General features: G+C 69.8%; 18 protein-coding genes and 1 pseudogene. 17 read left to right on the top strand and 2 right to left on the bottom strand.

Annotated features, from left to right (window positions below; all coding sequences use genetic code 11):
• Positions 1 to 39 precede the first annotated feature (39 nt).
• Positions 40 to 1,299 (bottom strand): site-specific integrase, encoded by a 1,260-nt coding sequence (locus ABZ621_RS36770; protein WP_360611414.1) that lies wholly within the window; start codon positions 1,297 to 1,299, stop codon positions 40 to 42.
• Between the two features lie 311 nt (positions 1,300 to 1,610).
• Positions 1,611 to 2,018: a helix-turn-helix transcriptional regulator gene (locus ABZ621_RS36765; protein WP_360611413.1), complete on the bottom strand. Its 408-nt coding sequence runs from the start codon at positions 2,016 to 2,018 to the stop codon at positions 1,611 to 1,613.
• Between the two features lie 229 nt (positions 2,019 to 2,247).
• On the opposite strand from ABZ621_RS36765, the gene ABZ621_RS36760 reads away from it, so the two are divergent.
• The 17 genes and pseudogenes from ABZ621_RS36760 (at position 2,248) to ABZ621_RS36680 (ending at position 9,447) form a co-directional block, all read left to right on the top strand.
• Positions 2,248 to 2,478, top strand: a complete 231-nt coding sequence (locus ABZ621_RS36760; RefSeq protein ID WP_360611412.1) for a helix-turn-helix transcriptional regulator — start codon at positions 2,248 to 2,250, stop codon at positions 2,476 to 2,478.
• A 10-nt stretch (positions 2,479 to 2,488) separates the two neighbouring features.
• Positions 2,489 to 2,674: a helix-turn-helix domain-containing protein gene (locus ABZ621_RS36755; protein ID WP_360611410.1), complete on the top strand. Its 186-nt coding sequence runs from the start codon at positions 2,489 to 2,491 to the stop codon at positions 2,672 to 2,674.
• A gap of 87 nt (positions 2,675 to 2,761) precedes the next feature.
• Complete coding sequence (locus ABZ621_RS36750) at positions 2,762 to 3,022, top strand: hypothetical protein (RefSeq protein ID WP_360611408.1); 261 nt, start codon at positions 2,762 to 2,764, stop codon at positions 3,020 to 3,022.
• Positions 3,019 to 3,552, top strand: a complete 534-nt coding sequence (locus tag ABZ621_RS36745) for a hypothetical protein (protein ID WP_360611406.1) — start codon at positions 3,019 to 3,021, stop codon at positions 3,550 to 3,552. The genes ABZ621_RS36750 and ABZ621_RS36745 overlap by 4 nt, the downstream gene beginning before the upstream one ends.
• Positions 3,549 to 3,830, top strand: coding sequence for a hypothetical protein (locus tag ABZ621_RS36740; RefSeq protein ID WP_360611404.1), 282 nt, complete (start codon positions 3,549 to 3,551; stop codon positions 3,828 to 3,830). Before ABZ621_RS36745 ends, ABZ621_RS36740 begins: the two co-directional genes overlap by 4 nt.
• Positions 3,831 to 3,907: 77 nt before the next feature.
• Positions 3,908 to 4,087: a hypothetical protein gene (locus tag ABZ621_RS36735; RefSeq protein ID WP_360611402.1), complete on the top strand. Its 180-nt coding sequence runs from the start codon at positions 3,908 to 3,910 to the stop codon at positions 4,085 to 4,087.
• Positions 4,084 to 4,266: a hypothetical protein gene (locus tag ABZ621_RS36730; RefSeq protein ID WP_360611400.1), complete on the top strand. Its 183-nt coding sequence runs from the start codon at positions 4,084 to 4,086 to the stop codon at positions 4,264 to 4,266. The genes ABZ621_RS36735 and ABZ621_RS36730 overlap by 4 nt, the downstream gene beginning before the upstream one ends.
• Positions 4,248 to 5,108, top strand: a complete 861-nt coding sequence (locus tag ABZ621_RS36725) for a PD-(D/E)XK nuclease-like domain-containing protein (RefSeq protein ID WP_360611398.1) — start codon at positions 4,248 to 4,250, stop codon at positions 5,106 to 5,108. Before ABZ621_RS36730 ends, ABZ621_RS36725 begins: the two co-directional genes overlap by 19 nt.
• Positions 5,105 to 5,872, top strand: a complete 768-nt coding sequence (locus ABZ621_RS36720) for a hypothetical protein (RefSeq protein ID WP_360611397.1) — start codon at positions 5,105 to 5,107, stop codon at positions 5,870 to 5,872. Before ABZ621_RS36725 ends, ABZ621_RS36720 begins: the two co-directional genes overlap by 4 nt.
• Positions 5,872 to 6,261: a hypothetical protein gene (locus ABZ621_RS36715; protein WP_360611395.1), complete on the top strand. Its 390-nt coding sequence runs from the start codon at positions 5,872 to 5,874 to the stop codon at positions 6,259 to 6,261. The genes ABZ621_RS36720 and ABZ621_RS36715 overlap by 1 nt, the downstream gene beginning before the upstream one ends.
• A gap of 17 nt (positions 6,262 to 6,278) precedes the next feature.
• A pseudogene (locus tag ABZ621_RS36710) lies at positions 6,279 to 6,512 on the top strand (WhiB family transcriptional regulator); the annotation flags it as partial.
• Between the two features lie 228 nt (positions 6,513 to 6,740).
• Positions 6,741 to 7,712 (top strand): hypothetical protein, encoded by a 972-nt coding sequence (locus tag ABZ621_RS36705; RefSeq protein WP_360611393.1) that lies wholly within the window; start codon positions 6,741 to 6,743, stop codon positions 7,710 to 7,712.
• Positions 7,709 to 8,446, top strand: a complete 738-nt coding sequence (locus ABZ621_RS36700) for a hypothetical protein (protein WP_360611391.1) — start codon at positions 7,709 to 7,711, stop codon at positions 8,444 to 8,446. Before ABZ621_RS36705 ends, ABZ621_RS36700 begins: the two co-directional genes overlap by 4 nt.
• Positions 8,443 to 8,682, top strand: coding sequence for an HNH endonuclease signature motif containing protein (locus ABZ621_RS36695; RefSeq protein WP_360611390.1), 240 nt, complete (start codon positions 8,443 to 8,445; stop codon positions 8,680 to 8,682). Before ABZ621_RS36700 ends, ABZ621_RS36695 begins: the two co-directional genes overlap by 4 nt.
• The gene (locus ABZ621_RS36690) at positions 8,679 to 8,978 is read left to right on the top strand and encodes a hypothetical protein (RefSeq protein ID WP_360611388.1); all 300 of its coding nucleotides are present in this window, start codon (positions 8,679 to 8,681) and stop codon (positions 8,976 to 8,978) included. Before ABZ621_RS36695 ends, ABZ621_RS36690 begins: the two co-directional genes overlap by 4 nt.
• Complete coding sequence (locus ABZ621_RS36685; protein WP_360611386.1) at positions 8,975 to 9,205, top strand: hypothetical protein; 231 nt, start codon at positions 8,975 to 8,977, stop codon at positions 9,203 to 9,205. The genes ABZ621_RS36690 and ABZ621_RS36685 overlap by 4 nt, the downstream gene beginning before the upstream one ends.
• A complete protein-coding gene (locus ABZ621_RS36680; protein WP_360611385.1) occupies positions 9,202 to 9,447 on the top strand; it encodes a hypothetical protein in 246 nt (81 codons plus the stop codon). The genes ABZ621_RS36685 and ABZ621_RS36680 overlap by 4 nt, the downstream gene beginning before the upstream one ends.
• Positions 9,448 to 9,526: the final 79 nt, after the last annotated feature.

Below are 9,526 nucleotides of genomic sequence, written 5' to 3'. Positions count from 1 at the left end.
GCGCTCTCGGCCTGGAACATCCAGGAGTGCTGTCCCGGACTACCCGCTGACCTGCCGCAGAACACCGATCGACCTCCGGGATTCCGGAATCGTTCCGCCCTGCTGCGGAGATTCCTCCTGAGCAGTCTCACCCGGCTCGGCCCACGCCGCATCCAGGACGTCCCGCGTCTGCTCCTCCGCCTCGGCGAAAAGATGGGCGTACACCCGGAGCGTCGTCATCACGTCCTTGTGTCCGAGCCTCCGCTGCACCACCTTCGGGTTCTCGCCGCCGGCGATGAGCACAGAGGCGTAGTGGTGGCGTAGCTCGTGCCAGTGCCGCTTCGACAGGTCGGCCTTCCGGCAGATGCTCTTGAACGCCCAGTCGAGCGTCGACTCACCAACGGGCCTCTTGTCCGGCATGACGAAGATGAGGCCCGCCCGCTCCCCTTCCTTGGCCGGAGGGTGCGCGGCCACGTAGGCCGCGAGGAGGTCGACCACCCGCTTGGTGACGGGGATGGTGCGCTTGCCAGCCCCGGTCTTGAGGTCGTCGAGGTACATGCCCTTGCCGGCCTCGTAGACCATCTGCCGGTCGACCTGGATGGTGCGGCGCAGGAAGTCCACTCGGTCGAGGGTGAGGCCGCGGAGCTCGCCGGAGCGGAGGCCGGTGAGGGCGGTGACCTCAATCATGGTGGCCCAGATCGGTTTGTAGGCGGCGGCAATCATCTGCTTGACCTCGGCCACGTCCGGCGGCATCACGGACGACTCAACGAGCGTGGGGGCCTTGATGCCGTCAAACGGGCTGATGGCGATGACGCGGTCGACGACGGCCAGCTTGAACATGCCGCGGACGTAGCGGGCGACGCGGTTCGGCGTGGCCCCGGAGAGTTCGTACTTGGTGGTGAGGAGCTGCTGCCACGCGCCGGCTTCGCTCGGCTTGATGGAGCGGATCTGCCGGTTACCCCATTCGGGGATGAGGTAGCGCTCGATGGCGCCGCGGTACTCCTTGACGCTGCGGCCGATGATGTTCTGTGCGGGCAGCCAGGTGTCGAGGGCGTATCGCTCGACGGTGACGAGCCCGGCCTTGGGGTCGAGCCAGGAGCCTTGCTGCTTGGCCGACTCCTGCTTGACGATCTCTGCTTCGGCTTCGGTCTTGGTGCGGTGGAGCGAGGTGATCTCGCGGCCGTTGGGGTCGTCGTAGCGCGCCTGCCACCGTTTGCCCTTGCCGTGGGCCTTGGATGCGACGAGCCCTTTGTGTTCGCCGCATTCGGGCTCGTCAGGGCCAGGCTTCTTCTTGTGCCAGCGGTCGGCGACGTACCCCATTCAGTGCCCCCAGGGTGGTTCCGGCGTCGAAGCCGGCGGCGACGAGCGCCAGTCCTGCTTGGGCGCGGAGCTCGGGGTTGTGCGCGACTGCGACGTTGACGACGGCGGTGGGTCGCCCGTTGATGCGGGTGGTGAAGGCGGCGATCCTGCGCCCGAGGTTAGCGGTTATGAGAGGACCGGGTTCGGGCATGTTGCACCCCCGTGCGTAGGCAACCTGGAGCGGGTGGCTCCGGTGTTGGGAGCATATGCCGTGTGACCAAGTGGTCGCTATACGTATGCACGTTTCGTTGAAGGTTGTACGCCAAACGTCGCTAGATCAGGCCGTGTTGACGCAAAACGTCCAACGCGGCCTTCACGCCCTCCCGGATCTCGGGCCCGGTGGCCTTGTCCGAGGCGCGCACGAACGCGCTCGTGAGGTCGGCTTCAAGGCGCTGCTCATCGACGATGGCCTGCACGTCCACGTCGCGCCACTCCCCGGCTGGCTCCTGTCCAGCGAGGACGTCGTCGATCCAGGTGTCGGGGAGCCCGAGGGCTTTGACGATTCGGGGGAGGGATTGAGGCATGCGCGCCTTGGGCGGCTGCCCGCTCTCAGCGTTCTGCACACTGCCGAGGGAGACGCCGGCCTGAATGGCGAGGTCTTCCTGACGTAGGCCCCGGGCGTGCCTCTTGGTGGCGATGCCCTTGCCGAGCCGTGCCCACGCGTGGGGGTCGCGGATCATGGCGGCCTCTCCTCTATCACTCCGTTGCGTCCTGCCCGACGCTCGCTAGGCACCGATAGGCACCGTTAGGCAACAGGGTAGACGGTGATCAACGACCGTGCGAGAGCGGATCCCGGCCCCTTTACCCAAAGAACAACTGACCGCATCGAAGGCGCCACACAAAGCGACTCGTTACGACTCGTTGCGCCTCGCGTTGTCTCGTTGGGTCTCGTTGTGTATGGTCGTTCCTGTGCAGCCCGATGGACGCGAAATCCGACGGCAGCGCGAGGAACGCGGCTACGGCCTGCGCAGATTCGCCAAAGCCGCCCAAATCCACCACGCCTACCTCTCCCGCATCGAGAGAGGCGAACGGAGACCGCAACCCGAAGTGATGGCGCGCATCGCCAACGTACTCGGTTGCCGGATTTCCGACCTCCAACGAGACACAACGGAGCATAACGATGAGCGTGAAGATCGCTGACAAGCCCCTTATGACCACCGCCGAGGTGGCCGGACTGCTGAGCATCACGCCGAAGGCGCTGCGGGACCTGCGGTACCGGGGCCGGGGGCCGAAGGGCTTCCGCCGTGGCCGGAACACGCTGTACCCCACGGCCGAGGTCGAGCGCTGGCTGGCCGCGCAGATGGCCGGCGACCGGCTCGCGCAGCGCGCGGCCTGACCTACCCCCCCACAAACAGACGGGGCCGCCGGACCGGGCCTGGTCCCTGCGACCCCTTACGAACCCCACTGCAGAGGAGTGGAATCCATGGACATCACTGTACCGACGAACTTTCCGGCGGGTGACCGTCGGACGCACCTGGTGGCCCTTCCGGCGCCGCTGGTGCTGGTGGACCGTGACGGTGACGTGTGGCGGCAGGTCGGTGTGACGGAGACCGGTGAGCCGCGCATGGTGTGCGACAGCCCGTCGGATCCGGCGGAGGTGGGTCCGGGTGAGTCGAACCCGTGGACGCCGTCGGCGGTCCGGGCGTGGTTCTCGCCGGTGCGGACGCTGGACGGTGCCGCATGAGCGCCCGTGAGGAGCTGTTCCGCCGCGTGGCTGGGGCGTTCGTGTCGGAGGACCGCGCGAACAAGCTGATCGACGACGTCATCACTGAGGCGCTGGCGCCGAAACTTCAGCAGGTCGCTGACTGGTTGATGTCGCAGGGCCACACGATCGCCGCCCGCGCCTTGGACGAGTACATCGACAGCCGTGTCGCGGACGAGGCATCGGAGCTGGACACGCTGCAGATCCAGGTTGCCGAGCTGCGTGCTGAGCGGCATTCGACGAACGAGGCCCTCGACGACGCGGTGCGGGAGAACGCCAAGCTGCGGGCCCGGGCCGCCGAGCTGGAGGCCGAGTTGCTGAAGGTGACCGGCCACCGGGACTACTGGCACAACGAGCTGATGTGCGCGGACGCACGCATTGCGGAGCTGGACGCGAAGGTCTCGTCTTTGCGGCAGCCGGAGGACCCGCACGATTCGCCGCTGCACCACGACTACGCCCTCGGCCGTGACCTGCCCGCCTTCCCGCACCAGCAGGACCGGAGGGCGCTGTGACCGCCGACGAGTGGAACGCGCTGTACCCCGTGGGCACGCCGGTCGTGGCCTACCCCAGCTGCCGACCCGAGTACGACGCGGTCACCGCGGCGAAGTACCGGCTCGTCACCGTCACCCGTAGCCGGGCGTGGAACCTCGGCCACGGCGCCCCGGTCGTCGCCGTCGATGGTTACGCGGGGGGCATCCACCTGACCCACGTCGACCCGCTTGCGACGGTCCCCCGTTGCCCGGTCTGCCGGGGCACGTTCGAGGACTGCACCTGCGGCGGTGCCGCGTGACCGGGCCCGAGCACTACCGCGAGGCCGAACGTCACCTCAGTGCCGCTTCGTACCTGACCGGTCCGAACGGTGTTCCCGTGAGCCTGCCGACGTCGAATTTCCACCTCGCCGCCGCGCAGGTCCACGCCACCCTCGCGCTCGCCGCCGTCCAGGCCGCTCAGCTCGCCGACCCGTACGTCGGTGACGGCGACCACATCAACGACTGGCGCGCCACCACCAGCAACGTGCCGTACATCGCAGCGGAGATCGTCGAATGAGCACCGATCCGCAGTGCCCGGAGGCCCTGTTCAACCCGATGACCGGCTCGCTCCGTCGCTGCGTCCTCGGACCCCACGCGGGCGCCGACCTGAACGCCTTGCACCAGACCGAGAACGGCACCCAGTGGCGCCTCGACATCGAGCCGAAGGAGGGACCCGAATGGGCGCCCCCGTTCTAACCGCGCCGGAGATGCGGGATGGTGTGCCGGCCGAGGTGTACCACGCGGACCGCACGTCGATCTCGTCGTCGGGGCTGCGGGCTCTCCTCGCCCCGTCGTGCCCCGCGCAGTTCAAGTACGACCGCGACCAGCCGCCGACGCCGAAGCGCGAGTTCGACCTCGGGCACGCCGCTCACCGTCTGGTCCTGGGGGTGGGCGAGGACATCGTCACCACCCAGTGGGACGACTGGCGGACGAAGGCGGCCCGCGAGGAACGCGACAGCCTCCGTGCCGACGGGGCCGTGCCGCTCCTCGCTCACGAGGGCGAGCAGGTCACCGCCATGGCCGACGCGCTGCGCGCTCACCCGCTGGCGGGCCCGCTGATGGCCCCCGGGACCGGGCTGGCTGAGCAGTCCCTGTACTGGACGGACCCAGCGACCGGTGTCCGTTGCCGGGTGCGGCCGGACTGGCTGAAGCAGCTGCCGGGCCTGACGCTGTGCGTCGACTACAAGACGTGCCGCGACGCCTCCCCGGTCGCAGTGTCCCGGGCGATCCGGGACCGCAGCTACCACCAGCAGGACGCCTTCTACATCGACGGCATCCAGGCCGTTCTCGCCCCCGAGCAGGTCCGGTTCATCTTCGTGTTCCAGTCGAAGACCGCCCCGTACCTGATCACCGTGCGGGAGCTGACGCAGCAGGACCGCGACATCGGCCGCGCCCGCAACGAGAAGGCGCTGCGCATCTACGCCGAGTGCGAGAGCACCGGCATCTGGCCCGACTGGACCGGAACCGTCACCGAAATCCCGCAGATCGGCATGCCCACCTGGGACACCCTGCGCCAGGCCGAGGAGTACCTCCAGTGACCGAACTCGCCACCACCGAACCCGCGGCCATCGAGCAGCAGCAGGCCGCCCCCATCACCCCGACCGCCGGCACGACCGCGCTCATGGCGTGGGCCCAGGAGGCGGACCTCGCCTACCAGATGGCCCAGAAGCTGGCCAACACCTCCTTCGTCCCCCAGTCCCTCCGCGGTAAGCCGGGCGACATCACCGCCGCGATCCTCGCCGGCGCCGAGCTGGGGCTGCCGCCGATGGCCACGCTCAAGAGCATCGACGTCATCCAGGGCACCCCGGCCCTGCGGGCCCACGCCATGCGCGGCCTGCTCCAGTCGAAGGGCCACGAGATCGAGCTGGTCGAGTCGAGCGACACGTACTGCCGGATGCGTGGCCGCCGGAAGGGCGCCGAGGCGTGGCAGCACGTGGAGTGGGACATCCCCCGCGCTACCCGGCTCGGGCTCCTCGGCAAGGCCGAGTGGAAGAAGCAGCCCAAGAGCATGCTCGTCGCCCGTGCGACGGGAGAGCTGTGCCGGCTGATCGCGGCCGACGCGCTGTACGGCATGCCGTATGTGGCGGAGGAGCTGGGGGGCACGGTTCACGCCGAGGTCGTCCCGCAGGCCGCGCCGCTCAGCATCGCCGCGGTGACCGGGCCGAGCGTGATGCCGGTCGCCCAGGCGCCCGCGGACACCGAGTACGCGGTGACCCGCGACGACGAGGACACCACCGAGTGGGAGAACGTCGAGGACTCGACCGACTGGCCCACCGTCGCACAGCCGGGCGGTGAGGTGTGATGCGTCTCCCCTTCATCTCCCGCCGCCGCCACGAGACCGCCGTCGACTTCCTCGCCGCCGTCCACCGGTCGAACCTGGACGACGCCACCACGTGGGCCATGGAAGAGCGTGGCGCTCGCCGCACGGCCGAAGCCGAGCTGGACCGGGAGCGGGCGAAGCGTGAGCGGCTGAAGTCGTACATGCTCCGCACGCACACGGCCCGGTACGAGGAGCGCATCGGCCGTCTCCGTCGCGCGGTCGCCGCCGAGCGGGCCGAGGCCGAGGGCTACCGCCGCACCATCCGGCGCCTGACGGATCAGCTCCTCGACGCGACCGGCTACCAGGGCGAGCCGCTCCTGCCCGAGGCCCGCACCGTCCTCGGCATCGAGGACGCGAAGGAGGAGTCGTGACCTCCACCGAGTCCCCCGTGGCGGGGCTGACCACCCGCCCCGCCACGGGCACCACCTGGCGTGACAGCGCCCTCTGCTCGCAGGTCGACCCCGACCTGTTCTTCCCCGAGAAGGACGGCCGCGCGTCGATCGCCAAGAAGGTTTGCCTGGCATGCGAGGTACGGACTGAGTGCCTGGAGTACGCACTCGACAACGACGAACGCCACGGCATCTGGGGCGGCCTGTCCGAGACCGCGCGCCGCAGGCTCCGCCCCGAGCCCGAGACACCGCACATCGGTGGGAAGCGGCCGGCGCCGTGCGGGACGAGCGCCGCGTACCAGCGACACCTCCGCAACGACGAGCCCGTCGACAACGCGTGCCGCGAAGCGGTCCGGCTGAAGAGCCGGTCACGCCGCGCCAACGCCGCCTGACCCCGTGCCCGGGGCCGTCGCGCCCCGGGCCCCGAACCACCCACCCCGCACTCCAGGAAGAAGCCGCACATGCCGTGGGTCCGCCTCGACGACCGCTTCCCGTCGCACCGGAAGGTCGCGCTGCTGTCCGACCGGGCCTTCCGCCTGTACGTCTCCGCCCTCTGTTGGTCCTCCGAGAACCTCACCGAGGGACGGATCCTGGAGAAGGAACTCCCTCTGGTCACCCGGGTCCGCGGGCCGAAGACCGCCGCCGCCGAGTTGGAGGCGGCCGGCCTGTGGGATCGGGCTGAGGTGGGGTGGGTGATTCACGACTACCTGGAGTACAACCCGGACCGGGCCAAGGTAAAGGCCGAGCGGGAGGCGAACGCGGCGCGGCAGAAGGCGTTCCGGGAGCGGAAGAAGGCGGAGCGCGAGGCGAAGCGTAACGGCGACCGTAACGGCGTTACGCCTCCGCCGGATTCCGCTCCGGATGACACGACGGAAGCACGACGGCGACACGACGGCGACACGAACGCGCAGCAAACCGGTTCCGAGAATCAGTCGTCGTCGCAGGTCAGCGGAATTCGTAACGGCGTTAGTAACGGCGCCCCGTCCCGTCCCGTCCTTCCTTCTCCTTCAGAGAAGGAGAAGGAAGACGTTAGTAAGACAGAGGGACAGCCCTCCGGCGCCGCCATTGCGCACATCGGAGACCGCCCGCGGATCCCCGTCAACTGCGAACCGCTCGTCGTCGCCCTCCAGGCCGCCAACCTCTTCGTCGGCTGGGAACTCGCCCCCAATGAGTGGCTCCTCATCGAAGCCCTCATCCGCCGCTGCGGCATCCCGGCGCTCGTCACCTCTGCCAACGCCAGCTGGCAAGGAGCCCGCACCCCTCCCCGCTCCGGCCGCTACTTCCTCCCTGCCTGGCGCCAACTCCCCGACGCCGCACCCGCCGGCACCCCCGTCCCCGCCCTGGCACCCGTACCGAAGCTCACCGGCACCGACGCCCGTGTTGCCGGATGGGGCGCCATCGCCGCTCAGTTCGCAGCAGAGGACTCCGCATGAACCGCACCGAAGCCGCCATCCTCCTCGGCCACTGCGCCGCGTTCGACAACCGGCAGCCGTCCGAGTCCGCCGCCCAGGCATGGGCCGCCGCCCTCCACGACGTTCCCCTCGACCAGGACGCGAAGGACGCGATCGTTCGCTACTACACGACCACCCCGAAGGACCCCGAGACACGGCTGTGGATCATGCCGCACCACGTGCGGGACCTCCGCGCGAAGATCCGGTCGGAGCGGCTGGAGAACTTCGCCTACGAGGGCAACCCCGACGAGACGCCGAAGGAGTTTCTCGCCCGCTACCGGGGTCAGTTGGAGGCCGTCGCTTCCGGTGCCGTCCCGGCTCCGTCGACCGCGCCGATGCTGGAGGGCGGCCCGATCAAGTCGATGGCCGAACTCCTCAGCGGCAGCGTGCGCCACCCGGACGACCCGGAGGGCACCGAGCCCCAGTCGACCGTTGAACGGCGCGCCACGGGCCCGCTGGGCGTCATCTGCCCCGACTGCAACGCGGCCATCGGCCGCCCCTGCAAGAGCTCCTGGCGCCGCAAGCCCCGCGCACCGCACCCCGCACGCCGCAGGGCCGCCGCTGGCGAACCCATCCGCCTCACGTCAGACGACGAACGCACGGCCCGCCGTCACCTCTCCGACCACAACCTCAACAACGCCGACGAAGTGGCCGAGCTGAACCGCGCCTTCATGGAGGCGAACCCCTACCCGACGCCCACCAGGGAGCAGCCGTGACCCGCCCCATCCGCAGCATCCGCATCCTGTCCGGCCACCAGCGCCGCTCCAAGAAGCGCACCCTGTACACCGCCCAGAACGGCCACTGCGCCACCTGCAACACCCCGCGCCCGGCCGCCGACCTGATCCTCAAGCACAAGATCCACCGCAAGCAGGGCGGCGACAGCACCCTCGCGAACCTGTACCTGATCTGCCACCCCTGCAACCGCACCGGCCACCGGGCGGTGACGCCGTGACCGACGCCGACGTCCGCGACATCGCCGCCATGCGCCAGCAGGGCAGCCTCGGCGACTACCTCCGCCACACCCGCGAGCAGGAAGCCATCGCCAACGCCCAGCGGAAGCGCCTCGTCTACCGCCACACCGACCTCGTCGACCAGCTCAAGCTCATCGGCCAGGACCCGTGGAACGGACGCATCCCCCCCGCCCAGTGGGGCGGCGCCATCAACACCTCGCCCATCCGCGCCGCCCTCCTCGCCATCGTCGACGAGGCCGAGCAGCGGTCCGCGGCCGGCACGCAGGCCGTCGCGTGACGCCGGCCCGGCGCCTGAGCGTCGTCCGCGCCACCCTCGACCAGCCGCCCACCCCGCAGGTCCCCGGGCAAACCGCCATCCCCCTCGCCGCCCTCGCCGTCATAGACGCCGCCGAAGAAGACGCCGACGACCTCCACGAGGACGCCCACGCCCGCGCCACCCGCGTCGCCACCTACCTCGCCTCATCCGGCTGGACCATCACACCCGCAGAGGAGAACCCCACATGACCACCGTCTACGTCGCCACGCAGGGCGACACCCCCCTGCACAGCGCCGACACCCTTCAGGCCGCCCAGGACACCGCCCTGGCCCGCCACACCGAGTACCTCCCCGCCGAGAACTACGACTTCCGCTGGGACGAGTACATGCCCGGTCAGGTCTGGCGCCTCATGTCCCGCCACAAGGACCGCAAGGGCCGCCACTCCTGGACCGGCCGCGCGATCCACGCCGTCGAGCACGTCCCCGCCTGACATGCCGCAGCCCTTCCCGCACGAAGGAAGCGCGCGGGGAGGGCCGGTCAGACCCTACCCACCCAAGGAGCAGTACCAC

Source organism: Streptomyces sp. NPDC007863 (assembly GCF_040633895.1).
Lineage (GTDB): Bacteria > Actinomycetota > Actinomycetes > Streptomycetales > Streptomycetaceae > Streptomyces.
This window is presented reverse-complemented; position numbering and strand designations above follow the sequence as displayed.

Coding starts and splice junctions, on each gene's coding strand:
- ABZ621_RS36770 (WP_360611414.1), bottom strand. CDS start 1,299: ATGGGGTACGTCGCCGACCGCTGGCACAAGAAGAAGCCTGGCCCTGAC.
- ABZ621_RS36765 (WP_360611413.1), bottom strand. CDS start 2,018: ATGATCCGCGACCCCCACGCGTGGGCACGGCTCGGCAAGGGCATCGCC.
- ABZ621_RS36755 (WP_360611410.1), top strand. CDS start 2,489: ATGACCACCGCCGAGGTGGCCGGACTGCTGAGCATCACGCCGAAGGCG.
- ABZ621_RS36750 (WP_360611408.1), top strand. CDS start 2,762: ATGGACATCACTGTACCGACGAACTTTCCGGCGGGTGACCGTCGGACG.
- ABZ621_RS36745 (WP_360611406.1), top strand. CDS start 3,019: ATGAGCGCCCGTGAGGAGCTGTTCCGCCGCGTGGCTGGGGCGTTCGTG.
- ABZ621_RS36730 (WP_360611400.1), top strand. CDS start 4,084: ATGAGCACCGATCCGCAGTGCCCGGAGGCCCTGTTCAACCCGATGACC.
- ABZ621_RS36725 (WP_360611398.1), top strand. CDS start 4,248: ATGGGCGCCCCCGTTCTAACCGCGCCGGAGATGCGGGATGGTGTGCCG.
- ABZ621_RS36715 (WP_360611395.1), top strand. CDS start 5,872: ATGCGTCTCCCCTTCATCTCCCGCCGCCGCCACGAGACCGCCGTCGAC.
- ABZ621_RS36705 (WP_360611393.1), top strand. CDS start 6,741: ATGCCGTGGGTCCGCCTCGACGACCGCTTCCCGTCGCACCGGAAGGTC.
- ABZ621_RS36700 (WP_360611391.1), top strand. CDS start 7,709: ATGAACCGCACCGAAGCCGCCATCCTCCTCGGCCACTGCGCCGCGTTC.
- ABZ621_RS36680 (WP_360611385.1), top strand. CDS start 9,202: ATGACCACCGTCTACGTCGCCACGCAGGGCGACACCCCCCTGCACAGC.